Source organism: Glaciecola sp. 1036 (assembly GCF_050306235.1).
Taxonomy (GTDB): Bacteria; Pseudomonadota; Gammaproteobacteria; order Enterobacterales; family Alteromonadaceae; genus Glaciecola.
In genome coordinates this window covers 193,181-219,488 of sequence record NZ_JBLWFH010000005.1, presented here as the reverse complement: position 1 = coordinate 219,488, position 26,308 = coordinate 193,181, and the positions used below count along the sequence as shown (strand labels likewise).

The window sequence follows — 26,308 nt, the reverse complement described above, 5'->3', positions numbered from 1 at the left end:
TCTAGTTTGTGGCGTTGTATGTTATCAATACGCACACACTTGCAATAATGGCAAACCAAATCAGCATTGCAAATACATTAATTTTACTTAATTGGGTTTTCACAGATACAGTATAGACCTGTATTTGATCATTATTATTGCCTAATACATGGTTACTCAGAACAGATAGCGCCAAACTGATCAATAAGGTAACGGTTAGACCGAAAAGATTCCACCAAAACCAAAACACATTCTCAAAAAATAACCACAACATCATGTTAGTCAATACACCGCTAAAGATACCTAGGTTCACATGCAAGGACCTAACGGATTTAGCGTATATCCCCAAGATGAAACAGGCTAGAATTGGCCCATAAAATAAAGAACCTATTTTATTAATTGCCTCAATTACAGTTGGCGCTATATCGCCTGCAAATGCTGAGAAAATTAGGGTAATTAAACCCCAAAATAAACCTGTGCAACGCGCACCAATAAGATATTGACGATCAGTTAATGATTTCTTTGTGATTCTACAAATATCTTCCAAGGTCACAGCAGATAAACTATTGACCGCGGAACTAAGAGAAGACATAGCAGCAGCCATAATAGCGACTAATAAGATGCCAATGATACCGTTAGGTAGATAGTTGATGATAAACACTGGCATCATCCAATCAGGACTGTCTTTGGGAATTTGCAGCATAAATTCTGGTGTTGCGAAGGCAAAAACGCCTATCACTAAACCTGTAGCGCAATATAATAGGGTTATTGGGAAGCGTAAAAAAGCCGCTGACATCAACATTTTTTTCAAGTCTTTTTGATCATGAGCTGATAGGCAACGCTGTGCTTCAGATTGGTCGCAGCCATAATAGGACGCGTACAACACAATACCACCAAAGATCATGGGGAGAAGTCCAAAACTGCCGCCATCAAAACCAGTGGATTCAGTATTTAACGCAGTTAATCGGTCAATATCAACTTGTGAGATAACGGAAGAAATTCCGCCAGCGTACTCAAGGCCATATAACAAACAAAGCACTGCGCCAATAATAATTAATATCATCTGCAGAGCATCGCCGTAGACAACCGCAGACATACCGCCCTGTAATGAATATAAAATGGTAACAAAACCAATAAGCGCAATGCTTTGCCAGAAATCTAAACCTATAGTGCCTTGCAAAATAATGGATATGGCGTAAATCATAATGCCTGTGGCAAATGAACGGCTGATTTGAAAAACAGCACTAATCACCAATCGAGTAGACATAGAAAACCGCCGTTCTAGGTAGTCATAAACACTTACCACGCCAGAAGCATGCAAGGTTGGCATTAACCGCCAAAGCAGAAACAACATGGCCAAAGGTACGGCTAATTCGTAGGTCAACCACACCAAGCCACCGCCTTCTCGCAAACCGACAAAGGCAGGCGCGGAAATAAAACTAACAGCAGAAAGTTGAGTCGCCATTACACTTAAGGTCAAAGGTTTCCAACCGATTTTCCGACCGCCAAGGTAATAATCTTCTTTGGATACCTGATGCCTGAGTAAAAAACCCATCAATAGCAATCCCAAAAAGTAGATAGCTAAAATGGAATAATCGAGCCAGTTCATTTAAGTTGCCTTTATTGTTAGATTTATCAGCGCTTAAATTACTATGCCTGTAGTAAACTAAAAGCTCAACTTTGAAAAAGAACCAAATAAAAAGTCGCACCTTCATCTGGAACATATTGATTAATTCCAGCAGCTATAGGGGCTGGCCAGCCTTCTCCCGAAACATAATATCCCACTGGTGCAATTGTTTGCTCTGTTGCGCCAGCTACAGGTACATAATAGCCAGGGTCTGCTGGCGTACATACGAAAGAATTGTCAGGTCCATATGAACAAGCGGGACAAAAACTATCCGCATAAGCGGAAGGACTCAGAAATAATAAAAGTGGACTCAAACTTATTACAAAGGCAGAAACTAAACGATGGGGGATTCGCAAACCAAATTTCATATTTTCTTCCATAAAAACTGTTGCAAGACATTTAGTACAGGAGCCCGTGTTGAATTTTAACATTCCAGAACTACTTAAATTTTTGTTTTCCTATACCCAATTTTTAAATTTTGCAGCTGCCAAACAATGAGTTTGACAATTCAAATTAGGCCAAAATTCGATTTTTGCAGTACAAAACGTTTAATCAGATGGATTTATGCAAAAAGCTAAAACGAAAGGGGCAATATGAGCTTAGATGAATTGAACACCAAAACACAACTTGAAGTAGGTGGTAAAACTTATCAAATCTTTGACATAGGGCGCATTAATGCGCAAGACAAGATCGCTAAACTGCCATATTCAATCAAAATTTTGTTAGAGAACTTACTTCGCAATCAAGATGATCTTCATGTCACCGTAGAAGATATCCAAGAAGTCATCAATTGGGACGCAAACGCAACACCAGTTGCTCAAATAGCATTTACTCCTGCACGGGTAGTTTTACAAGATTTTACCGGCGTCCCAGCAATAGTTGATTTAGCCGCAATGCGCGACGCTGTGGTCAATTTGGGCGCAGACGCCAATACCATAAACCCTCAAGTACCTGTAGATTTGGTTATTGACCATTCGGTGATGGTCGATCATTTCGGCAATAAATCGGCCCTTGAAAAGAACACTGAAATAGAATTTGAACGCAACAAAGAAAGATATCAATTCCTGCGCTGGGGCCAAAAAGCCTTTAAAAATTTCCGCGTTGTGCCGCCAGGCACAGGAATAGTGCACCAAGTAAACTTGGAATACTTAGGACAGGTCGTCATGCAAGCTGATGACTCCGATGTTATTTATCCTGATACCCTAGTTGGTACTGACAGTCATACCACTATGATTAATGGACTTGGCGTTCTAGGTTGGGGCGTAGGCGGCATTGAGGCAGAAGCCGCAATGTTAGGTCAACCCATAAGCATGCTATTGCCTGAGGTGGTTGGGTTTGAGTTAAGTGGTGAATTGTCAGAAGGCGCTACCGCAACAGACTTGGTGTTAACCGTTGTTGAAATGCTAAGAGAAAAAGGTGTGGTTGGTAAATTTGTTGAATTTTATGGCGATGGACTCGCTAATTTGCCACTAGCCGATAGAGCAACTATTGCCAATATGGCACCAGAATATGGTGCAACTTGTGGTATTTTCCCAGTAGATGAAGAAACTCTCACTTATTTAAAATTAAGCGGACGTACGGAAGAACAAGTTAAGATTGTAGAAGCCTATGCTAAAGCACAAGGTATGTGGCGTAATGACGGCGAAGAGCCAGCCAATTATAGTGACAAACTGGCCTTGAACTTGGCTAACGTAGTGCCGAGCATTGCAGGACCTAAACGCCCTCAAGACAGAATTGCGTTGACCGATGCAAAAGCCGCCTTTGTGAAGCATATGCAGTTGCTTGGTGTAGAACTAGAAGACACCGACATATCTCGATTTGCAGACGAGGGTGGAGCCACTGCCGTCGGCCGTGAACCTACAGAAAAAAGTGTCCCCATAGAAATCAATGGCGAGAAAACCTGCTTAAACCATGGCGATGTAGTTATCGCCGCCATTACCTCTTGCACCAACACTTCAAATCCAGATGTCATGATTGCTGCAGGGCTTGTTGCGCAAAAAGCGTTGGAAAAAGGGCTAAAACCTAAACCTTGGGTCAAAACCTCACTAGCACCAGGTTCACAAGTGGTACCTGCTTATTTAAAAAATGCAGGTGTCATGGATGCCTTAAGTGAATTAGGCTTTGATATCGTCGGTTTCGGTTGTACAACCTGTATTGGTAATTCAGGTCCATTACCAGATGTCATCAGTGATGCTATCAAAGAAGGTGGTTTAACAGCTTGTTCGGTGTTGTCAGGAAACCGTAATTTTGAGGGTAGAATTCACCAAGATGTTCGAGCGAACTACTTAGCGTCTCCGCCTTTAGTTGTGGCCTATGCATTGGCAGGCAGCATGACAGTGGACATTGCCAATGATCCGATTGGGCATGATACAAACGGAGATGCCGTTTATTTAAAAGATATTTGGCCAAGCCAAGACGAAATAAATCAAAAAGTAGCGGCATCAATTTCGGCTGAGTTGTATAACGAAAAGTATGCAGATGTATTTAACGGAACAGAAGAATGGCGCAAGCTAGACACTCCAGAAGGCGAAACTTACGCTTGGCCAGATTCCACCTACGTGCGAAACCCACCCTATTTTGAAGGCCTAACCAAAGAACCACCAGCCCCCCCTTTAATAGAAGGAGCAAGATGCATTGTTAAAGTTGGCGATTCTATTACGACTGACCATATCTCACCTGCGGGTGCGATTCAGTCCAGTAGTCCAGCTGGCGAATATCTGAAAGGCAATGGTGTAGCGCAGAAAGATTTTAATAGCCTCGGCTCTCGTCGTGGTAACCACGAAGTTATGATGCGAGGCACCTTTGCTAATACGCGTTTACGAAATCAAATTGCACCTGACACAGAAGGTGGATATACGACTTACTGGCCAGAAGATAAGGTGACCAGCATCTATGAAGCTGCCATGGAATATCAAAAGCAGAAAACGCCATTAGTGGTTCTTGCTGGCAAAGAATACGGCACAGGTTCAAGTCGCGATTGGGCGGCTAAGGGCACCAAGCTTTTAGGCATAGAAGCTGTAATTGCACAAAGTTATGAACGAATCCATCGTTCTAACTTGGTAGGGTTTGGCGTTTTACCCTTAGAGTTTACCAATGGTGATAGCGCTGACAGTTTAGGACTTGATGGTAAAGAAACGTTTAGTATCTCCAGCTTAGACGAAAAGCCGAGCGAAGTAACGGTAACCGCTGAAAATAATAAGGGTGAAATCACCACATTTGCAGCCAAAGTACGTATTGATACTGAGAGCGAATGGCAATATTACCAACATGGTGGAATATTGCATTATGTACTAAGAAACCTAGCATCATAAAAGCAGATAAAAACAAAAGCAGCGTCACTGAACGCTGCTTTTTTATAGCACAATTCTCTTGCTGTTGTTTGCAGCAGATTCAAACGCAGCTTCCACTACCTTGATGTCTGCAAGTCCTTCTTCGCCTGGCACCATAACTTTTGTATCTTTCAAAATAGCCAGCGCATCGTTATCCATTTGCAGGGTTTGTTGCATGCCATTGATCGGATTAAAAGTTTCATCTTTACTTGTGTAGCCAGTAACACCCGAATAAGGCGACATAGGGTTTAGTTCATACCAACCATTTTCACATTCAATGCGAGCTTTGTTAAAAGATTTCACTACACTAGTGCCACAATCAGCAATTAAACCATTAGGAAATTCTAATGTGAAAAAGGTAGTTTCATCGACTTCTGTAAAAATTTCTGGATGCGATTTTTCGTGGCGCGCTGTTATAGCTATCGGCTCCATTTTAGTAAGATAACGGGCACCATTTAATGGGTAAACACCCATATCGTACATGGCACCACCGCCCATATCTTTTTTCATCCGCCAATAATCTTGTGGAAAGCCATTTCCCGCATAACCAGCACGGGTAAATACCGAAGTAAAATCACCGAAAGGTTTGGTAGTTGCGTATTCACCGAATCTTCTAGTGTTGGGTTCGTGTTGCATTCTATAGCCAATAGAAAGCTTGACCTTATTTTTATTACAAGCATCAATAATCTTCTGGCATTCTTGCACAGTCATCGCCATAGGTTTCTCGCACCAAACATGCTTACCTGCGTTAGCAGCTTTTACTGCATATTTCATGTGCGTGCCTGTTGGAGTCACTATATAAATGACGTCTATATCTGGATTATCGGCTATCTCATCCATGTTATCGTAGGTATACACATTAGCGTCTTTGATGCCGTACTTGCGTTGCCATTTTGGGATTTTGCTTGGCGTTCCTGTAATTATTCCGCGTAATTCGCAATGTAGTGTCGCTTGAAGTGCTGGCGCGAGAAGGTTTTCACTATAATTTCCCAATCCTAAAAGAGCCACACCTAGCTTGCGGTCGGACTGAGCAAATGCCGGAATTTTTGCGGCACTTGCCAGTACCACTGCGCTTGAAAAAAATTTTAATGCCTGACGGCGAGTGAACCCAGTCATACATGTTTCCTTATAAAGGTTGTCTACCCTGAATAATTTTTACTCAGCATTTATCATTATAGTTTAGATTGGTAAAAATCATTTTCGTAATCCATTAACGAAATTTACCCTCTTCAACTCATATTAAACTTACTGGCATTATAATATTATTAATAAAATGATATAGAATTATTAAATAAAACACATTAAAGCTTCAAAAAATTAATGGAGAAATATCTAATGAAATTTAAGTCTCTTTTAAGGGCTATTGGGATCGCTTTAACGATCACTAGCACCTCATCTATGGCCGAGGTATCTGTTAGCCTAGATACTGATAATACTGGTGCAGTGATTAATAAGAATATTTACGGTCAGTTTATGGAGCATCTAGGCCGAGGGATTTATGAAGGTGTTTGGGTAGGTCCAGAAAGTGATATCCCCAATACCAATGGCTATAGAGATGATGTATTACAGGCGTTGAAAGATCTTCAAGTACCCTTGTTACGATGGCCGGGAGGATGTTTTGCTGATGAATATCATTGGGAAGATGGCATAGGTCCAAATGCTGAGCGAAAACGCACGGTTAATACCACTTGGGGTGGGGTAATTGATGACAATAGTTTTGGCACCCATGAGTTCATGAATTTAGCAGAAATGCTCGGCGCAGACGCTTACGTAAATGGCAATTTAGGCACTGGCTCGCCAAAAGAAATGGCCCAATGGGTTGAATATATGACATCTGATAGTGAGTCTTCACTTGCTAATTTACGCAGAGAAAATGGCCGAGATAAACCATGGCGACTGCATTTTTTCGCAATAGGAAATGAAACCTGGGGCTGTGGTGGTAGTATGGACGCAGACTATTATGTCGACCTGTACAAACACTATGCTACATTCATCAAAACCCCAGCCAATAACAAACCCACGTTAATTGCCAGCGGCGGTACCGATTTCAGAACTGACTATACCGAAGCTTTAATGAGCATGGAGAGCTATTGGTCCTACAACAAAGGCGCAATTAGCCACCATTATTACACCCTTCCAACCAGTGATTGGAGCAAAAAAGGCAGCGCATTAAATTTCCCAGAATCTGAATGGGCAAGCACTATGTCTCGCACGCTAAAAATTGAAGATATTTTAAAAACTAACATCGAAATCATGGACAAATACGATCCTGATGAGGAAATTGGCTTCTATTTGGATGAGTGGGGAACTTGGTATGATGTTACGGAAGGAGATCCTGGCTTCTTGTATCAGCAAAATAGTCTACGTGATGCCGTAGTTGCAGCACTAAATTTGAACATTTATCACAAATATGCAAAACGCGTTCAAATGACTATTATTGCGCAAATGGTAAACGTTCTCCAAGCCATGATACTAACTGATAAAGAAAAAATGTTACTAACCCCGACCTATCATGTTTTTCGCATGCATATTCCTTTTCAAGATGCGACCTATGTTCCCATAGAATTGGATGGCAATGAAACCTATGGTCAAGGCGAACATCAGGTGCCTAAAATCAATGCAAGTGCTGCTCGCGGTAAGGATGGAAAATTGTGGATTACCCTTGTTAACGTAGATCCTAATAATGATGAAGTGATCAACCTAGGAAGTGCATATAAGCGTATTACTGGTGAAATTCTTACCGCTGAAACAATGGATGCCCATAACACCTTTAAAGATCCAAATGCTGTAAGACCTACCTCTTTCGAAGTATCCCCTGCGGAAAATGGCGAACTAGTCATCACTTTACCGCCAAAAGCTATTATTGTAGCGCAACTAACTGAATAGCTTGTCTATTTACGAGATATCAATGATACCTTGATATCTCGTTCATTCTCTTAACTTGGTTCCTTGCGTTTTTACAGACTACTACTACACTTTTGTTGTTGATATTTCGTACTATTTCTTTGCCTTAGGAGATGCTCGATTGGCAGAAAAGATTCTTATCGTTGACGATAACAAAGTTATGCGCATGCTTAATCAGGAAATACTTGCTCAAGCTGGTTATGATGTAGTGTTGGCAGAAGATGGAGCAAGAGCTTGGGAACTAATAACGTCTGACGAATATCAATTTGAATTGATTCTTCTCGATAAACACATGCCCAAATTAGATGGATTAGGTTTACTGGAAAAACTGAAATCTGACCCTGCTCACAAAGAAATTCCGGTGATTATGTTAACCTCTGATAATTACCAACAACAAGTTTCAGAAGGCCTTAAAGCCGGTGCCAGTTATTACCTAACAAAGCCATCGGCAGATTCTGTAGTTCGTCAAGTAGTAAGAAAAGCAATTAGTGAACTAAAGTTTAAACGGGAATTACAATCTCAAATTGGCCGACATGCTAAAGGTTTGCAGAGCATGAAACGTGCAGAATTTGAAATTAGAACAATTGAAGAAGCAAAAAGCTTGGCTATAGTGTTAGCCGATGCAGGTAAAGATCCTTTACGCTCTGTAAATGGATATTCTGAGTTGCTCCTAAATGCTATTGAACATGGAAACTTAGGCATCACTTATGATGAAAAAAGCCAATTATTAGAGGATGAATGCTGGTTAGAAGAGGTCGAGCATCGCCTTAAAACGCCCCCTTATTGCGACCGAAAAGTGTCAGTTTTACTCGCAAGACACTCAGGCACCTGTACCATCACTATTTGCGACCAAGGCAAAGGTTTTGAATGGCAAAAATATCTAGAATTTGACCCTGAAAGAGCCTTTGATCTTCATGGTAGAGGAATTGCGTTAGCTAAATCTTCTTGCTTGGATGACATCCGATATGTCGGTTGCGGAAATACAGTCATAATAACTGTGTTAACTGATGAATAAAAAGTCAATCCATCCGGTCACCTAATACGTACATTAGGATATCCATAATCTCAGGGCAGTAGAGTGAAACTTTTTTTCCCCGCTTTTATATTTTTAAGTGCGCTTGCATTTTTTGCACAAGCACAAACTTCCGTCATTGTGGCAACTGTTGAACAAAATGAAATGGCCGATACCGTTGAAGCACTGGGCACATTGCGCGCCAATGAAAGTGTTGATTTAACAGCAAATGTTACCGAGATGATTACTGCTGTGCATTTTCAAGATGGTCAAAGGGTAAATCGAGGCGATGTGCTAGTTGAAATGGACGATAGCGAGCAGCAAGCTCTATTGGCAGAAGAAATGTCCCGATTAAACGAAGCTAAAAAGCAAGTGTCACGCTTATCTTCTTTGGCTGCGCAAAATGCTTCCACAGAATCTTTGTTAGATGAACAACAGCGAGAAGTAGAAACCGCTGAAGCAAGAATCAAAGCGATCCGTTCTCGTTTAGCACTCAGGACAATAAAAGCCCCCTTTGCTGGCGTACTTGGTTTACGCAATGTCAGCGTTGGTTCCTTAGTGCGACCAGGCGACACTATCACGACTTTAGATGATGATAGTGTAATGAAATTGGATTTTTCCGTGCCCTCTGTGTTCTTACCAGTACTTGGGTCTGGTGTTGAAATCAAAGCCAAAAGTGATGCCTTTAAAGACGAAATCTTTGACGGCAAAGTGCTAAATGTAGACAGTCGAATCGATCCTGTCACGCGCTCCATTATTGTTCGAGCCATTATTCCAAATCCTGAGCGCAAACTAAAACCCGGTTTATTAATGACTGTCACCATTCAGGCAAATCCACGGCAGGCATTAATTATACCTGAAGAAGCTTTAATCCCTTCTGGTAATAAGAATTTTGTACTGGTCTTAAGTAACAAAAATGGCGCTAGTACCGTAGAGCGAAGACAAATTGAGTTAGGTACCAGAAGGGCTGGAGAAGCTGAAATCGTACAAGGGTTATCTGCAGGTGATAAAGTCGTCACTCATGGAATCACTAAAGCCTTGCCAGGCGCTGAAGTCACAGTATTAGGAGAGCAAACAGCAGACGTTTCTATAACCTCTATATTACAAAGTTCAGGAAGAAAAGGTTAAACCATGTTGTTATCCGATATTTCCGTAAAGAGGCCTGTATTTGCTAGTGTTATCTCACTTTTATTAATTGCGTTTGGACTTGTATCATTTGATCGTTTGTCATTGCGTGAGTATCCCGATATTGATCCACCTATAGTGACAGTTGAAGTTGCCTATCCTGGGGCTCCTGCGAATATTGTAGAAACACGTATTACCGAAGTTATTGAAGAACGTATCGCGGGAGTCGAAGGAATTGAGTTTATTCAGTCGAGTTCTCAAGACGGCGAATCCAACGTTACTATCGAGTTCTCAATTGGTCGAGATGTAGATTCCGCAGCTAATGATATTCGCGATAGAATTGCCGGGGTTCAAGACAATTTGCCAGAAGAATCTGAACCACCAGAAGTGCAAAAAGTGGATAGCAGCGATGATGTTATTATTTGGCAAAACCTTGCCAGTTCTGAAATGTCGGTTCCCGAACTAACTGATTACGCCGAACGCTACATAGTTGACCAATATTCCACTCTTGATGGTGTTGCCAGAATACGGGTTGGTGGTAGCCAGCGATACGCCATGCGCATTTGGTTGAACCGTCAACAGCTAGCCGCAAAAGGTCTTAGCGTTTCTGACGTAGAACGAGCTTTACGTGCTGAAAACGTGGAACTGCCAGCAGGTAGTTTGGAATCTGAACAACGTATGTTCAAAGCCAGAGTAGACAGAAATTTCACCAGTGCTGAAAAATTTGGTGAGTTGGTGTTGGCCCAAGGTGAGGATGGTTACTTAGTGCGCCTTGGCGACGTGGCTCGGGTTGAACTGGGGCTAGAGGAAGACCGGACATTTTTTAGAGGTAATGGCATTCCCATGGTGGGCATTGGCGTTATCAAACAATCTACAGCCAATACCATTGAAGTTGCTCGCAACGTTAAAGCCCTAACTGCAAAACTCAACCAAAATTTACCCGATGGCATGTCTATCGAGCAAAGTTACGATGCTTCAGTTTTTATAGAGGCGGCAATTGAAGAAGTCTACGCGACTTTATTCATCGCTATAGGTTGTGTAGTGCTTGTCATCTATTTGTTTTTGGGTAGTGTGCGGGCCATGATAATCCCAGCGGTAACTGTTCCTGTATCCATTACAGCGACCTTTATCGTTGTTTACATGCTCGGATTCTCGATTAATCTACTTACTTTGCTCGCGCTAGTTTTGGCCATCGGATTAGTCGTAGATGACGCCATTGTAGTTTTGGAAAACATCACCAGACGCCTACAAGAACTTAAAGAGACTAAACTTGTTGCGGCTTACAGAGGCACAAGACAAGTTGGTTTCGCGGTTATTGCAACTACCTTAGTGTTAGTAGCAGTGTTTGTTCCCATTACTTTTTTAGAGGGCGACATAGGCAGGCTGTTTACTGAATTTGCCCTCACTATCGCTGCCGCCGTAGTATTTTCCTCCTTGGTGGCACTTACCCTTTCGCCAATGTTAGCGTCAAAAATATTGAAACATGATGATGGCAAAGCCACCTTACCTGTCAGGATCACCTCTTCCATTGTGAATTCTTTGCGTAAGGGCTACATGCGCTCATTGAACTACTGTCTAAAAACGCCAATCGGTATAGTGCTTATATTTGTTTTATTAATAGCGGGAACCGCCTGGCTCTACCCCAATGTAAAACAAGAGTTTGCCCCAAGAGAAGATCGAGGCGCTTTTTTTGTTATGGTTAATGGTCCCGAAGGCTCCTCTTACGAATACATAAAAACATACATGAATGAAATCGAAAGTCGGATGATGAAGTATGTCGACTCTGGCGAAGTCAGAAGACTTCTGGTAAGAGCACCAAGAGCATTTGGCAGCATAGAAAACTTCAGCGGCGGTATCGTTATTGTGTTGTTGGAAGATTGGTCAAAGCGTCGTCCAGCATTTGAGATTATGGATGAAGTTAGAGGTTCCTTAGGCAATCTTCCCGGCGTAAGAGTATTCCCAGTAATGCGTCAAGGTTTAGGGGGTGGTACCCAAAAACCTGTGCAATTTGTTATCGGAGGCTCAACCTACGATGAATTAGCTGAATGGCGAGATATTATCTTTGATGAAATTGAAAAAGATAAACCAGGTTTAATCGGATTAGATTCTGACTACAAAGAAACCCGGCCTCAGATAGATTTCGCAGTGAATTATGATCGGGCAGCCGCACTAGGCGTGACAGTTCAAGAAATTGGGCGTACTTTGGAAACTATGATGGGTGGTCGCAGGATCACTACCTTTTTAGACAAGGGTGAAGAATACGATGTCATAGTAGAGGGTGAAAGAGACGCTCAACGATCATTTAGTGATATTAAGAATATTTATGTAAGATCTGAACGCACCAATCAATTGATACCACTTTCTAATTTAGTGGATATTGATGAGTATGCAGCCGCTGAAACGCTTTCAAGGTACAACAGGATCCGCGCAATAACCTTAGAAGCCAATTTGAACGACAGTTTAACATTAGGAACAGCATTAGAATATTTACAACAACAAGTCATTGAAGATTTACCTGAAACCGCAGTCATTGATTATAAAGGCGAAAGTCGCGACTTTATTAATGCAGGTAGCTCAATTATTTTTGTCTTCTTGTTAGGTCTAGCTGTAGTGTTTTTAGTGTTAGCCGCACAATTTGAAAGCTTTATCCATCCTTTTGTGATCATGCTGACCGTGCCTCTCGCTATGGGCGGCGGATTGTTAGGGCTCTATTTAACAGGCTTTTCACTCAACATTTATTCACAAATTGCATTGATTATCTTAGTAGGTTTAGCCGCTAAGAATGGCATCCTAATTGTAGAATTCGCCAATCAGTTGCGTGATGAAGGTAGAGACTTCGATGATGCGTTGGAAGAAGCGACCAGCACTCGCTTCAGACCTATAGTAATGACAGGGCTCACCACAATAGCAGGATCAATTCCGCTAATGTTGAGTAGTGGCGCAGGGGCTGAAACTAGAGAAGTAATAGGCACGGTGATTCTGGCTGGAGTTTGTGCAGCCACTGTATTTACTCTCTACATAGTGCCAGTTGCCTATAGCTTGATAACCCGTAAGACTAACTCGCCTGAAGCTGTCACCCGCCAGTTAGAGACTGAGCTATCTGAACAGCAAAAACATCAACAAGAAAGTTTTTCAAAATAACGAAAAAGCCCTCAAAATGAGGGCTTATTTTTTTCTGTTATTTTATGTTAAGCGTGCATCAACCAACGTGTTTCAATTTCTCTTGCATCAACAGGCTTTGCAAATAAGAAACCCTGCCCGTGGTCGATTCCCAAAGATTTACAGATTTTTAAATGCTCTTCGGTTTCAATTCCTTCAGCGACTACTTTCATATTCAGACGTTTAAGCATGCTAGCCAAAGCTTCAAATACTGCTAGTCTTTTCTCTTCACTTTCATCCATTGTGAATAGCGATTTATCCAATTTCACTATATCTATGGGATAGTTAATTAGATGGGAAATAGAAGAGTAACCAACGCCAAAATCATCTAATGAAATAATAAAGCCGTAATCAGATAAGGTTTCAATGGATTCTTTAATTGCTTGTTGTTTTTCAAACAGTGCGGTTTCAGTGATTTCTAGCACTATAGTCTCTGGCTGTACCTGATAATATTCAGCGCGCTGAATAATGTACTGGGTAATTTTAGGAAACTGTAATTGTATAGGCGATATATTAATCGCGATAAAAGTACTCTGGCTAGTGCTGCGTTGCCAATGGGCAATTTGTTCAATAGCTCTGTCTATGACTAGGTTACCGATTGCATGAATATCGTTATTTTGTTCAGCAATAGGAATAAATTCGTCAGGTACAAAGCTCTCTTCCGCTTCAGACACCTGCGGCCAACGAATTAACGCTTCATAACCAACTTCACCACCGGTTTTAAGATCAATGACAGGTTGGAAAAACACATCAAAGGATTTATCCGTCAGGTGCTTTCTCAACCCCACTTGAATATCGTATTGTCGGCTAAAGGTAGCTCGCATGGATTCATTATAAAGTTTCACCATGCCTTTGCCTGCCCGCTTAGCGCTGTACATGGCAACATCAGCAAACTTAACCAACTCGTCTTTACTCTTGGCTTGATGAGGATACATAGCAGCGCCTACGCTGGCATTACACTCAATTTCGTTTTCTTCGATGGTAATGGGGGAATGTAAGGCACTGTGAATACGTTTCGCTACCATTTCCACTTGCTCCGGAGATCGAACTCCATTAAGTATGATGGCAAACTCGTCGCCTCCCAAGCGAGCAAAGCTTTCATGCCGACGCAATTGGTTTTTTATCCGTTTAGAAAACTCAATTAACAATCGATCACCAGCATCATGCCCCATGGTGTCATTGATAAATTTAAAATTATCTAGATCGATTAAAATTAGCGCTACATCGTTATGAGTTTTACCCTCAGTATCAATTAACAAACTCATTAATTGGTTAAAATGATACCGATTAGACAACCCCGTAAGAGGATCTTTTTCTGATAGGTGCTTAACGTTTAAATAGTTTTGGTGGAGTTTATGTTCGAGTTCAAAGCGCTTTTGAGCATGGGTGATAGCACGTTGTAAGTTGAGCTTTCCGATATCTGATTTGAGAATAAAATCCTGAGCGCCGGCTTCAATACATTCCACAGCAAGCGCTTCGCTTTCCGCTGAGCTCATCATGATAATGGCTACGCTACCTAAATCAGGTCTAGATCTAAGTTCACGTACCATTTGAATGCCGTCAGTGCCGGGCATGCGATAGTCCAGCAAAATGACATCAAAACTACTTTCTCTTAGCAGACCAAGGCCCTGTGTAACTGAGGTGGCCTCGACCATATCTACTTCAAAAGAATTCGCAGTTAGTGTACGACGAATGATTTTTCTATCAACTAGATCATCGTCAACAACAAGCACCCTTAAGCGTCTTCTCATCTCCATCTGGTATTACTCTTATTATTCTACCGCTGTGCAGGTACTAACTTACTTCTCACCCCGCAATTAAGATAGTATACGTTACCTCTAAATGATCCCCAGTAAAAGGGTTTTTTTGCCCTACAGGGATAATTCAAACCAAATTTCATTTATTAGTATAGAAGACATACAATTTTTAATGGTTGGATGAGTTATCGCTTAAACAAATATTCCGTGAATACTATTTGCCCTTAAACATGTAACTTGAGCTAAAAATTTCCAAAATGAAGTTTTTATGGCACTAGCCAAACTTTGCATCTGCAACAAAAGGATTAGTAGCTTTTTCTTTTGAAATAGTAGTAGTGGGTCCATGTCCTGGATACACCTGCATGTCACCCGGCAATTGAAACAATTTTTCACGTATAGAGGTAATGAGTTGTTGATGATTACCTTGAGGGAAATCTGTTCTACCAATTGAACCCGCAAAAATAATATCGCCCACAATGACCTTATTACTATTTCTTTCAACTAGTGCAACATGCCCTGGCGTATGTCCCGGACAGTGCAATATGCTCAATGTTTGATTGCCAATTGCGATTTCATCGTCTTCGGTGAGCCACTGATCAGGGGAAAAAGGTTTTGCTGGAGGGAATCCAAACATTTGGCTTTGTTGCATAAGCCCATCTAGCCAAAATTTGTCGCCAATATGTGGACCTATGATTGGCACCTTAAAATGTTCGGCGACTTCTAGTGTACCGCCAACGTGGTCAAGATGCCCATGGGTTAGGATAATCTTGGTGATTGTGACATTGTTCTTCTCAACCTGTGCGTAGATCTTCTGAGCATCACCTCCGGGATCGACTAACGCCCCTTGCATGGTTTGTGAGTCCCAAATGAGTGAGCAGTTTTGTGCAAAAGGTGTTACAGGAATGACAACTATATTCACGGCTTTATCTTCTTATTTATTGATGTCTTGATGGTATCAAAATTATTACGGGTTAACTAACTAGAGTGAATAAGCTTTTATGACCACATTACCAAAATTGCGGCAATAGCAATTAATAAAAGACCAATAATTTCATGTTTTTTCACCGGCTGCTTTAACCAAATTAAGCTAATTAACATGGTAGTAAATACTTCCAGTTGGCCTAAGGTTTTTACATAGGCCACATGTTGCAACGCCATTGCAGTGAACCAACCGACTGAACCTAAGAAGCTAGTGACACTAGCTGCCAACGTTTTACCCGGCAGAGCAGCGAGTTTTTTGAAAGTGTCAGGTTGTTTTATTGCAATAAAACTACACAATATGATTGTCTGTAAACTGAGCACCCAAAACAAAACCCAACCCGCGCCCTGAATATAAGGAACATCTAAAGTATGACTGGCTTCTCTGACATATAAAGAAGTAAGGGCAAAACAGGTGCCACAAGCCAAGCCAATAATCACCGTTTTTAAGGTCAGATCGCCGCCTTTTCGCCAACCACTTAAAATAAATACGGCAATTGCGCCTATGCCAATACCCAACCAGCCTAACAAGCTCAAATAACTACCGAAAAATAGCATGCCTAGAACACCTGCCATTAACGCTTCACTTTTGGCTAAGCCTGCTCCCACTGCAAAATTCTTTTGCTTAAACAATTGCACCATCAAGGAAGTTGCGGCTATTTGTAAAATTGCAGCTAGGCAAATGAACATCCAAAATTTAGCAGGAAACTCAGGAATTCCGATATTGTCTCGAACCGAAGTTAAATAAACATAAACCGCGGCCAAAGGTGGCGCAAATAAAAAGCGAGCCAGTGTAACCCCAGCAGTAGGCACAGTTGCACTTAATTGGCTTTGAATGGCATTACGAAAGGTTTGAAAAAATACCGCAATAAGGGTAAATAAAATCCAAGACATTAGGTACAGATTTCGGACAAACAGAAAGTAATCCTAGAATATACTAAACCCGTACCCACAACTACTTGTTCTTTATTGTAAATTTACAAAGAAATTGCGCCCCCATGGGTACGATTATGTCTTAGCACACTGATTTCTGACGATGCAGTGGTTAAGCTGTGATGTTCAACCAGATAGGTCAGGGTCCAAAAGTCAAAACTCGTAACATCAACTGGCAAATTACAGGCTTGATCATAGGGATTGGTACTTTGGGCCGATGTAAAAGATAAAGTTAAACGGTGTGCAATTGAGTCCTCATGATCATGCTCCGAAGCATCCGCAATTGCTACGCTTGGTAAAACAAGATGCACAGTGCAACCTGACTCAATAATTTCCCAATCGTTTGCTGCATAAAGATAAGTTTGATCCGTAAACCTTAAACTCACATTGAGTTTTGCTTTTACCGTCTCTTGGATTTCTGTATCTGATGAAATACTTATGCCTGTATCAGTTGTCGATAGTCGAGACCCTAACGATGATTTGGATGATGTGGATGTTCGGCTGCAGCTAGTTTCACTGACGCAGTGATAAGTAAAATCATACTCTTGAATTAACTGTTTCAACAATCTATTTTGCCGTTGCAACTCAGTGGCGTGACTATAAAAAGCACTTGCCCAACAAATCAAAAACAACCCCGTTTTAACAATAATACTATTCACAGTCTTTTATTCCTTTTACTTAATCTGTTATTTCTAAATGCCCCGATTGCATCAAAAAACGATCATTTCCTGAGCTACCAAAGACTTCAAAAAAATATGAGCCTGGCGCCAACCTCATATTACCGAGATTAACAAATAGGGTGCTTGCATTATTTAGCGTTAAGTTGGTTGATCTAAAAACGATTTGATTATCTTCACTGGATAATTGGAAACCGTATGAGGGATGATCAAACTGAGGTGTTTCGGTGTCCACATAAAAAGATAGAAGAGTCTGAGTACCGGTTAGATTTAACTCTATTGTGTTTTCACCCTCTCCTCTTACAGATGCTAATTCAATATTTACCACACGAATTTGATCGGCTTCACCTGACCCTTGAGAAGTAATTTGGATAATTGGAATGAGTAAAACTAAACATACTGTTGCTGCAAGAGACCAAAGGGGGACTGGTTTTTGCCAAAATCGCTTTTTAGCTTTTTGTTTTGCCAGCATATCTTGCATATCGCCGCTTTGTTGCAATGCTAACAATCCTTGATGAATTTGTTCCGCGATTTCAAGTTGCTCTAAGCAAGATTGATTAGAAAGAAAATAAGCTTCAAATTCCGACGCTTCTTGTTCAGACATTTTATTTAAAATGTATCTTTCTATTCTTTCATCTACTTGCAAATGCTTTTCAGCCTTCTTTTCGTTAGTCATGTTATTTACTTCATCTTATCTATAGTGTTGGTATGGGTAAAAAACTCTCACCCAACTCAAGAAGTATTGTGGTGCTGTTCCCAAATCTTACGAAATCTAAGTTTTGCTCTATAAAGCACTCGATCAAAATGTTCACTATCTAGACCTAAATTTTGGCAAATGGTTTTCTTATCTTGTTGATTTAAAAATAAGCTGAATAAGATATCTTTATCACGGGTTTGTTCCATCTCCAGAATAACTTTTTTGACCATCAAACCCAGGTTATAGTTAAGCAGTTTTTGCTCAGGGTTATCTCTTTGGTCCACTAGTTGTGCCAGGTTCGTATCTAGCGAATGAGAGTCAACCGCCGAAGATCCCTTATTCTCAATTTTCCTGAAGTGAGCAATTACCGCATTTTTTCCAGTTTGCACGATAAATGCGGCAAGCTTTTGAGGTTCTCTAATTTTATCAGCTCGGATTTTTTCGATGACAATTTGCCAAGTATCTTGCATTAAGTCTTGCGCAAGCACAGCATCTTGAGAACATTTTCGTCGCAATACAAAAAATAAACCCCGTTGATAACGTTCAACTAAGTCTCTTTCTGCGTCTTTTTCGCCGTTTTTTATACGTTCAACTAATTGTTCAGCAAACGCAGCTTCGTCCATTTGTGTCATTTATGACCCTGTTCCATGTAAAATAAATCCCGCCCAATAATAGGGGGCTCTCCATGGTCTTCTACCATCTTTTCGTTTGTAATTGCGGACATCTCTTTGCGCATGAACAAGGGCCAATTGAGCACTCATGTTTTGTTCAATATGATACTGATAAAACAATTGCATTAATTTTGCCGTTACATCATCTTGTACTTTCCACAAGCTCCCGATGACATTTCGGGCACCTGCTTGCATAAATGCACGTGATAAACCTAGCATACCTTCTCCGGCTATAGTTTTGCCTATTGCAGAATCACATCCACTTAGCACTACTAGGTGGGCATTTAAATGCAATTTTTTTATTTCTGGTGCTAATAAAAGATTGTCAGAATCATGACTATTTGACAAGACCAGCCCTCCCAGTTCGGGAAAGTCGCTATTGGCTACCGCATGAGTTGCAAAATGCAAAATATTAAATTGTGGAAGCATTTGTTGCTTAATATTTTGTTTGTTTGCTTGTTTACCAATGAGAGTGACTGCATCTGTTCCAAGGGTTTTTCCGATATACTCAGCTTCTGCTTTTGAAAATGGTAAATTAGAAGCTTTATAACCAGCTTGTAAAGAAGACCCGTTTTCTAGCGCCTGCATTTCAGGGCTTGCCACTATCAAGGATTTAGTCTGATTATCGCGTAAATCTGGTGTAGTCATCTGAGCCATCAATAAAGCCAACGATTGATGAAAACTAACGGTCAAAGAATTAAGCAGTGAAGATTTATCTGTCGGATTTTCCAATACTGAAAATGGCAAATTAGCCAAGGCGCCGTCTGCAATCACTATTAATTCTTGTTTTTGTTTTAACACTGAAGGGTCTGGAAATAGACTATTGGAAATTTTCTGTATAATTTGTTTGTTGTCTCGGTAGGATTTATGCTTCTTAATGTTCTCCAATAATCCAACCACTTGCTGGTTCAAATCCTTTGAATCTTTAATGTTAAATTGCTTCACGTTATTTTTGCTGATAAACCAAAGCTTTGAGGCAATATCACTGCTATCAACAAAAAGCACTAGTTGATGATCTTGCAGGTTTTGTCGCAACTTAGATAAGGCGGCTAGGTCAAAATCAGCCTGATCGCTGGAATCTGTGCGGTCAAAATAAATTGACTGCTCAACTTTATAACGCTCTTCACTTAATCGCCTGAGTTCTTGCAATAATGAGGGATGTGCTGATGCAGATGCGTTTTGTAAAGCTACTAGCTGTTGACTTATTTGAGAATTAATTGCCGCTAGACTTTTTTCTTGCTCTGAATTGCTAGTGAAGTCCGCCTTATTATAAAAAAATCGTTTTAACGCCTTAGCTTTTATATTTTCAACTAATACTAAACTTTGTTCGGCGGTTAATGCATCATCAAGTTTAATTTTTAAGCTTAGCAAGTCTTGCAGGCTAGCTGTAAACCCAATACTTAAATCTTCCCTTGCTACTTGAAAATCACCATTAAGTGATTGTTCCAAGGCTACATCGATTGCACTTAAAGCCTTTTCTTTGGATATGAGACTTATATATTTTGCGTACTCAAGGATTGCAGATAAGGCGGATGGTGTCGCCTCGATAGATTCATAAAAGCGCAACGCCGCATCAAAATAAAATGTCGCCTTTTCTATATCTGCTAGAGCAGCGTATGAAGCAGCTAAACCAAATTGGGTGTCAGCTAGTGAAAAGGCATCTGACACTCCTTGAAAATAGGTATGTGCGATGTTTTGATAGTCTATGGCTTCCTGTATAAATCCTTGCTTTAACTTTAATTCAGCAATTTGCATACTAACTTGTGCAACTTGAAGCTGTGTCAGTTCTTCTTGTGCATAGTTAAGATATTCAAAATACAATTTTTCAGCGTTTTCAACTTGTTGCATGTCGACATATAAATCCGCCAACACTATATTTATTTGATAAACATCCGCCATTGCATTTAATTTTTTAAACGCCGATTTTGCCTTGTCAAACCAATCGATTGCATAGTGATATTGTAAGGTGGCTTTCAGTAATTTAGCTTTTTCAAGTTTTGCCCAAGCGTCTAAGTAAGAATGATCAAATGAAGCACTTTGAGATAGGGCTATATCGAGAAATTTGGCCGCCTTATCATAGTCTCCCAAATTTCGATATACAGTAGCTAGCTTTATATTTGCATTGGTGACTGAGTATGATTCACTAATTGATTCTGCCAATAATTTCGCCGCATTATATTCTTGAGAGGCTCGCACCAATTCGCCCGTTCGATAATAAAAATACCCTAAGGATAATGCGGTATTTAACGCATCTTTTTTTGCGCCCTTGGCCATAAAAATTTGATAACTGGCAACAAAGTTATCGATACCCGATGAGAAATTTGCACGTTCGATTTCTATAGACGCCGATGTTTCTAAAGCATCCGCGTATAAAACACTTTGCTCGGCGTTTTCCAGTAACTGGAAAGTGAGCTCGATCTGTTTACTTGCCTCATCAAAATCTTTAATTTCGTAAATGGTGTAAATGGCAAGATCAACATGGGCTTGCGCTTTCATCTCTATTGCTAAATTAGGCTGGTCCAATAGTGTCTGTAAAATTCTAGCTTGTTCATCATACTGCCCAAGATAATGATAAACTTCACTTTGTTTATATTGGATGAGATGAGACCAATACGGCAGTGCGTCTCCAAGTAAATTTTTGGCACTTGTTAGGCTCTGTATTACATTGGCTAGCACATTTGATTGCTGGGCTTCGTTTACTTCAAAATAGTTTGACCATTTTTGTTCTGCCTCTACTAGATGCGCTAGGGCTGTAATTAAGTCTATCGATGGCTGCTTAACCTCAAACCAAGACAATTCAATATTTGCAAAGCTATCTGAAGTATCAGAAGCGCTGATGCTAATTTTGCAATTCTGACTTTTGGGATAAACAGCAAAAATTTCAGGAAGACGATAAGTATCCGGTGAATTTATTATCGTTTGAGTAGTCGATGAATCAGAATGGCAAGACGTTAAAACAACCCTAGCATCTGCGATTTCTTGTTTAAGAGTAAATACAACAAGGGCATTTTCATTGTTAACCAACTCCAATTGTGTTGTTTTCGACAATGGAATTTGAAGTTGCCCATTCGGTAATTCAGATATATTGATTATCGTTAGAGAAGCAGTGGCACTTTGGGAGAAAATAAAACATCCCAATATCACCCAATAGAATCGGAATCTTGTATACTTATGTACAGCAAGTATCTGAAATAGCATGGTATTTGGGCGAGTTATTTTTTAAACCAATATAGCTACAATGTATAGCACTAAAGTAGCAAAGTGAAGCAGAATCTAGCATTCCTTTGCATAAGACTTTTTCCCTTTTGAAAAACGTTCTCAAAGAAAGTGCAACTTACTTAAACTGTGGCCATGAAATAATGAACTTAGTGCCGCGAGGAGAATTGTCGGCAACTTCGATTTTGCCTTGATATTGTTCTACCAGCTTTTTCACCACGCTTAATCCCATGCCGGAACCTTCTAATTCGTCTCTTGGTTTCAATGTGGTAAATAGCTCAAAGACTTTTTGTTTGTATTCGTCGGGAACGCCTGGACCATTATCCGCAACCGTAATTACTGTGTAGCGTTTGGTAGTTTTAACGGAAATTGAAATATTCGCATTGGCCGAATCATGGTGCTTTATTGCATTACCAATTAGATTCACCATAACCACATTAAACGGAGTTTCAGGTAAAGTAACCTCTACATCGTCGCAGCGGATACCAAACCCCATAGGGAGATCGACTAAGTTCAGCAATTCGAGCACTTTTTTACGAATGTTAAACCTAACCGGCAACTGTTTTTCGCGTCCCATACGGCTGTATTCAAGCAAGTCCATTAGTAGCTTTTCCATGCGTTCAACACGGTTCATCACTAGCGCTAAATTGTCTTTACTTTCTAATGGTAGAATATCTTCACAGTCTTCTCTGACCCAAGCAACCATAGTTTTTATGGCGTTTAGTGGTGCTCGTAGATCATGAGAAGCTACATATGCGAAATTATCTAGATCGGCGTTTGAACGTTTGAGCTCTACTATTAAATCTTCTCTGTCAGTAATATCTCGACTTATACACAACAAATAGGGGGCGCCATCTTCACCAATAAAACGCTTTTTGGTTATTTGAGCCTGAATCTCTCTGCCGTCATCGAGCAAAACCGTTTCTTTTTTTTCATAAATACCTGTTGTTAAGGCAATATGGTCTGACTCTTCAAACTTTGCCACTTGCTCTGGAGGAAAGTGTTCAGCTGGATTTGTTCCAATAAGTTTGTCTCGAATCTTTTTCGAGTAAAATGAAAGCGCTGCATCATTTGCAAAGATCCAATTTAAATTGGCATCTTTAACAAAAATACTATCTTGGTTCAGGTTAATCACCTGATCTTGTAAATCATTTTTTCTTCTGAGCTCGACTATTTCGGCTTCTAATGCCGCTATTTTTTTTTCGAACTGATTTGTTTGATTATTTTCGCTTGAATTAGACAATGAGATTTAAAAAGGAAGCTATTTTGAAGCCTTGATACTAGTGAAAAATGCTAGCCATATCAAGTGCTATCTAAGTTCTAGTCACTGGTTCGTTTTATCAGTATTTAAGTCCGCCACATCCAAACTATAACGATCTACTTCTACGTCTCCTAGCGGATCTTGGTGGATTTCGTGGGTAATAAATCGCATACCTAGTTTTTTCATTATAGCGGTAGATGCTTTGTTATTGGTGTCTGCAATGGCACTGAAGCGCTTTACTATCGGGTCTTGGGCTTTCCAACGCATCAAATGGTCCGCAGCCTCTGTCGCGTAACCTTGCCCCCAGTACTTTCGAATAAATCGCCAGCCAAGTTCAATATCATGCTGATGAGGATTATCAGACCCAAAATGCATAGGGCGCATTATGAGTTCGCCAATAAAGGTATCGCAATCTGCTAAGGAAATTCGCCACATACCGAATCCTTTGTCGATATCTGTATATGATTTTAAACGGGGAATATAAACGTTTTTTAGTACTTCTTTGGAAGTGGTTACACCATTGGTTAAATACTTCATCACTTCAGGATCTTGGTCGACTTGCCAAATGTCATCTAAGTCTTGAGAGGCAGTATGAACGTCATCTAAATTGAATAAGCGATATGCTAACCTTGCTGAATTAGGAACGGTTACCAATATTCATTTTCCTTAAGATAAAAAAAACGCCAAAAGCATACAAATAGTAATGCGTAATTGGCGTATACTCAATGGGAACAACAAGTGCGCTTACACTGTTAATAAAGACAGAATATAAGCGCAAAAAATTTCAAATAAAATAAATTTTTTTAATTGGCGATTTCAAATAAGCCTGCAGCGCCCATTCCACCGCCGACACACATGGTCACAACGACATATTTAACACCGCGTCGTTTACCTTCAATTAATGCATGACCTACAGTGCGAGCACCAGTCATTCCGTATGGGTGGCCAATACTGATGGCACCGCCGTTAACATTGTATATTTCAGGATCAATACCTAGGTTGTCGCGACAGTAGAGTGCCTGACAAGCAAAGGCTTCATTTAATTCCCATAAACCTACGTCATTAATGCTCAAACCATGAAGTTTAAGTAATTTAGGAATGGCGTATATCGGGCCAATGCCCATTTCTTCAGGTTGGTTTCCTGCAACGGCCATACCGCGATAGATACCTAAAATATCAAGATTCCGTTGTTCTGCTAAACTTCTTTCCATTACCACACAAGCTGACGCGCCATCTGATAATTGAGAAGCATTACCTGCGGTAATACAACCATTATCAAGCACTGGCTTTAAGCTTTGGAGGTCATCTAAAGTAGTGCTTGGACGGTTTCCTTCATCTTTGCTTAAAGTGACTTCTTCGTAACTTGTCTCTTTGGTTTCTTTATTGAAAATGGCTTTAGTAGTAGTAAAAGGCACTATTTCATCATCGAATTTGCCTTCAGCCTGAGCCTTAGCTGTTCGTTGTTGTGAACTTAGCGCGTATTCGTCCTGAGCATCACGGGAAATCTTGTAAACTTTGGCGACATTTTCAGCAGTAAACAACATTGGCATGTATGCGTGCTTTTCATGTGCGATTACATTTTCATCGGTACACTTGCTCGCCCAATCAAAATAAGGCCCCTGAATTTCAGAGATATTATCTTGACCACCAGCTACAACCACATTCATACCATCAACAATAATTTGTTTAGCTGCGGTTGCAACCGCCATTAGACCGGATGAACATTGGCGATCTATCGTTTGTCCAGACACTGTATTTGGCAAACCTGCTGCTAGGGTGGCTAAACGCGCGATATTACCACCGGCACTGCCAGCATTTAATACTGAACCTATGATCACATCGTCGATTTCTCCACCTTCCACTTTGGCGCGCTCAACGGCATGCTTGATTGCATGGGCAGTAAGTGTTGGTGATTTAGTGTTATTAAAAGCACCTTTAAAGGCTCTTCCAATGGGAGTTCTTGCTGTGGATACTATAACGGCTTCTTTCATATTCAGTCCTCAAACATGACGCAAATTGTGTGTTTTTGCATCATAAAAGTACTGGTTTAGAAAAACGAATTTTTGCTAATGATTGACAATAATATGTTTTATGAATATTTAGCAAACATCTCCATCACTAGATTGAATGCAGATACATACACTTTATTAGGTATCTGCACCATCATAAAAAGCCTTAATTTAACTCCACTCAGTGCTTTTTCTTTGGTAAATCAAACCATAATGCTTCAACCTCACTATCATTGGATATAAATTCCAAAGACTCAGTTGAGTCTGGCGCAATAGCATCGCCAGCAGATAAAGCGACACCGTTAACTGATATATCGCCTTCAATTACATGCAAGTAACCTTGGCGGTCGGTGCCATATTGCAAATGCAATGAATCATTAGTAGACAATTTCAGTCTATATAGGGAAGCATCTTGATGCATGCTAATACTGCCACTATGACCATCAGGGGTAACCAGCGGGGTTAATTTCGCGTGCTGTTCAATTTTCTTTTGTTGATAACTTGGTGCTACCCCTACTTTGTTGGGTATTATCCAAATTTGTAAAAATTTAACTCTGTTAGTCTTAGAAGGGTTAAATTCAGAATGCATAACACCAGTACCGGCACTCATTCTTTGCACTTCACCTGGACGCACAATATGCCGATTGCCCTGATTATCTTGATGCTCCAACTCACCCTCTAACACATAAGAGATAATTTCCATATCCCTGTGTCCATGAGTATCGAAACCCGCTCCAGGAGCTACGGTATCATCATTAATAACACGCAAAACCGAAACGCCCATATGATCATGGTCATAATAATGCCCAAAGGAAAAACTGTGTTTGCTCTTTAACCAGCCAATATCGACCATTCCACGTTGGTCGGCTTTTCTGATATATGACATAAAGATTCCTGATATATTTTCAATGAAAGCATTATATTTCTTTTTATTAGAATAAAAATTGCAATATTTAGTGTTTATATATCTAATT

The 26,308-nt window shown here is 40.4% G+C and carries 19 protein-coding genes; 5 read left to right on the top strand and 14 right to left on the bottom strand.

Features of this window, described 5'->3' with window-relative positions; all coding sequences use genetic code 11:
• Nucleotide 1: 1 nt before the first annotated feature.
• Both ACNKW3_RS09580 and ACNKW3_RS09575 read right to left on the bottom strand, forming a co-directional pair.
• The gene (locus tag ACNKW3_RS09580; protein ID WP_427399070.1) at nt 2–1,588 is read right to left on the bottom strand and encodes a sodium:solute symporter family transporter; all 1,587 of its coding nucleotides are present in this window, start codon (nt 1,586–1,588) and stop codon (nt 2–4) included.
• Between the two features lie 65 nt (nt 1,589–1,653).
• Nucleotides 1,654–1,974: a hypothetical protein gene (locus ACNKW3_RS09575; protein ID WP_427399069.1), complete on the bottom strand. Its 321-nt coding sequence runs from the start codon at nt 1,972–1,974 to the stop codon at nt 1,654–1,656.
• 225 nt (nt 1,975–2,199) lie between these two features.
• On the opposite strand from ACNKW3_RS09575, the gene acnA reads away from it, so the two are divergent.
• Entirely contained in the window at nt 2,200–4,917 is a 2,718-nt protein-coding gene (acnA, locus tag ACNKW3_RS09570) for an aconitate hydratase AcnA (RefSeq protein WP_427399068.1), read from the top strand.
• A 42-nt stretch (nt 4,918–4,959) separates the two neighbouring features.
• Here the strand turns inward: acnA and ACNKW3_RS09565 are convergent, their stop codons facing one another.
• Complete coding sequence (locus ACNKW3_RS09565) at nt 4,960–6,051, bottom strand: Gfo/Idh/MocA family protein (RefSeq protein ID WP_427399067.1); 1,092 nt, start codon at nt 6,049–6,051, stop codon at nt 4,960–4,962.
• Nucleotides 6,052–6,270: 219 nt separating this feature from the next.
• Here ACNKW3_RS09565 and ACNKW3_RS09560 point away from each other — a divergent pair, with 219 nt between their 5' ends.
• The 4 genes from ACNKW3_RS09560 to ACNKW3_RS09545 all read left to right on the top strand — a co-directional run bounded on the left by ACNKW3_RS09560 (nt 6,271) and on the right by ACNKW3_RS09545 (nt 13,117).
• Nucleotides 6,271–7,821, top strand: coding sequence for an alpha-N-arabinofuranosidase (locus ACNKW3_RS09560; RefSeq protein WP_427399066.1), 1,551 nt, complete (start codon nt 6,271–6,273; stop codon nt 7,819–7,821).
• A 139-nt stretch (nt 7,822–7,960) separates the two neighbouring features.
• Nucleotides 7,961–8,854 carry a response regulator gene (locus tag ACNKW3_RS09555; RefSeq protein ID WP_427399065.1) on the top strand — a complete coding sequence of 298 codons (894 nt, stop codon included), beginning with the start codon at nt 7,961–7,963 and terminating at the stop codon, nt 8,852–8,854.
• Between the two features lie 63 nt (nt 8,855–8,917).
• The gene (locus ACNKW3_RS09550; protein ID WP_427399064.1) at nt 8,918–9,979 is read left to right on the top strand and encodes an efflux RND transporter periplasmic adaptor subunit; all 1,062 of its coding nucleotides are present in this window, start codon (nt 8,918–8,920) and stop codon (nt 9,977–9,979) included.
• A 3-nt stretch (nt 9,980–9,982) separates the two neighbouring features.
• Nucleotides 9,983–13,117: an efflux RND transporter permease subunit gene (locus ACNKW3_RS09545; RefSeq protein WP_427399063.1), complete on the top strand. Its 3,135-nt coding sequence runs from the start codon at nt 9,983–9,985 to the stop codon at nt 13,115–13,117.
• Between the two features lie 47 nt (nt 13,118–13,164).
• Here ACNKW3_RS09545 and ACNKW3_RS09540 read toward each other — a convergent pair whose 3' ends face one another.
• The 11 genes from ACNKW3_RS09540 to ACNKW3_RS09490 all read right to left on the bottom strand — a co-directional run bounded on the left by ACNKW3_RS09540 (nt 13,165) and on the right by ACNKW3_RS09490 (nt 26,220).
• The gene (locus tag ACNKW3_RS09540; protein ID WP_427399062.1) at nt 13,165–14,892 is read right to left on the bottom strand and encodes a putative bifunctional diguanylate cyclase/phosphodiesterase; all 1,728 of its coding nucleotides are present in this window, start codon (nt 14,890–14,892) and stop codon (nt 13,165–13,167) included.
• 274 nt (nt 14,893–15,166) lie between these two features.
• Nucleotides 15,167–15,811, bottom strand: coding sequence for an MBL fold metallo-hydrolase (locus ACNKW3_RS09535; protein WP_427399061.1), 645 nt, complete (start codon nt 15,809–15,811; stop codon nt 15,167–15,169).
• A 77-nt stretch (nt 15,812–15,888) separates the two neighbouring features.
• Nucleotides 15,889–16,764, bottom strand: a complete 876-nt coding sequence (locus ACNKW3_RS09530) for an EamA family transporter (RefSeq protein ID WP_427399060.1) — start codon at nt 16,762–16,764, stop codon at nt 15,889–15,891.
• Between the two features lie 83 nt (nt 16,765–16,847).
• On the bottom strand, nt 16,848–17,462 hold the full coding sequence (locus ACNKW3_RS09525) for a hypothetical protein (protein WP_427399059.1): 615 nt from the start codon (nt 17,460–17,462) through the stop codon (nt 16,848–16,850).
• 19 nt (nt 17,463–17,481) lie between these two features.
• Nucleotides 17,482–18,156: a hypothetical protein gene (locus tag ACNKW3_RS09520; RefSeq protein WP_427399058.1), complete on the bottom strand. Its 675-nt coding sequence runs from the start codon at nt 18,154–18,156 to the stop codon at nt 17,482–17,484.
• Between the two features lie 56 nt (nt 18,157–18,212).
• Complete coding sequence (locus ACNKW3_RS09515) at nt 18,213–18,809, bottom strand: RNA polymerase sigma factor (RefSeq protein WP_427399057.1); 597 nt, start codon at nt 18,807–18,809, stop codon at nt 18,213–18,215.
• On the bottom strand, nt 18,810–21,896 hold the full coding sequence (locus tag ACNKW3_RS09510) for a CHAT domain-containing protein (protein WP_427399056.1): 3,087 nt from the start codon (nt 21,894–21,896) through the stop codon (nt 18,810–18,812).
• A 286-nt stretch (nt 21,897–22,182) separates the two neighbouring features.
• Entirely contained in the window at nt 22,183–23,307 is a 1,125-nt protein-coding gene (locus ACNKW3_RS09505) for a sensor histidine kinase (RefSeq protein ID WP_427399055.1), read from the bottom strand.
• A gap of 81 nt (nt 23,308–23,388) precedes the next feature.
• The gene (locus tag ACNKW3_RS09500; RefSeq protein WP_427399054.1) at nt 23,389–23,979 is read right to left on the bottom strand and encodes a GNAT family N-acetyltransferase; all 591 of its coding nucleotides are present in this window, start codon (nt 23,977–23,979) and stop codon (nt 23,389–23,391) included.
• A 149-nt stretch (nt 23,980–24,128) separates the two neighbouring features.
• Nucleotides 24,129–25,316, bottom strand: coding sequence for an acetyl-CoA C-acyltransferase (locus ACNKW3_RS09495; RefSeq protein ID WP_427399053.1), 1,188 nt, complete (start codon nt 25,314–25,316; stop codon nt 24,129–24,131).
• A gap of 199 nt (nt 25,317–25,515) precedes the next feature.
• A complete protein-coding gene (locus ACNKW3_RS09490; RefSeq protein WP_427399052.1) occupies nt 25,516–26,220 on the bottom strand; it encodes a pirin family protein in 705 nt (234 codons plus the stop codon).
• Nucleotides 26,221–26,308: the final 88 nt, after the last annotated feature.

Coding starts and splice junctions, on each gene's coding strand:
- ACNKW3_RS09495 (WP_427399053.1), bottom strand. CDS start 25,316: ATGAAAGAAGCCGTTATAGTATCCACAGCAAGAACTCCCATTGGAAGA.
- ACNKW3_RS09540 (WP_427399062.1), bottom strand. CDS start 14,892: ATGGAGATGAGAAGACGCTTAAGGGTGCTTGTTGTTGACGATGATCTA.
- ACNKW3_RS09520 (WP_427399058.1), bottom strand. CDS start 18,156: ATGACTAACGAAAAGAAGGCTGAAAAGCATTTGCAAGTAGATGAAAGA.
- ACNKW3_RS09530 (WP_427399060.1), bottom strand. CDS start 16,764: ATGTCTTGGATTTTATTTACCCTTATTGCGGTATTTTTTCAAACCTTT.
- ACNKW3_RS09575 (WP_427399069.1), bottom strand. CDS start 1,974: ATGAAATTTGGTTTGCGAATCCCCCATCGTTTAGTTTCTGCCTTTGTA.
- acnA (WP_427399068.1), top strand. CDS start 2,200: ATGAGCTTAGATGAATTGAACACCAAAACACAACTTGAAGTAGGTGGT.
- ACNKW3_RS09560 (WP_427399066.1), top strand. CDS start 6,271: ATGAAATTTAAGTCTCTTTTAAGGGCTATTGGGATCGCTTTAACGATC.
- ACNKW3_RS09515 (WP_427399057.1), bottom strand. CDS start 18,809: ATGACACAAATGGACGAAGCTGCGTTTGCTGAACAATTAGTTGAACGT.
- ACNKW3_RS09565 (WP_427399067.1), bottom strand. CDS start 6,051: ATGACTGGGTTCACTCGCCGTCAGGCATTAAAATTTTTTTCAAGCGCA.
- ACNKW3_RS09545 (WP_427399063.1), top strand. CDS start 9,983: ATGTTGTTATCCGATATTTCCGTAAAGAGGCCTGTATTTGCTAGTGTT.
- ACNKW3_RS09580 (WP_427399070.1), bottom strand. CDS start 1,588: ATGAACTGGCTCGATTATTCCATTTTAGCTATCTACTTTTTGGGATTG.
- ACNKW3_RS09490 (WP_427399052.1), bottom strand. CDS start 26,220: ATGTCATATATCAGAAAAGCCGACCAACGTGGAATGGTCGATATTGGC.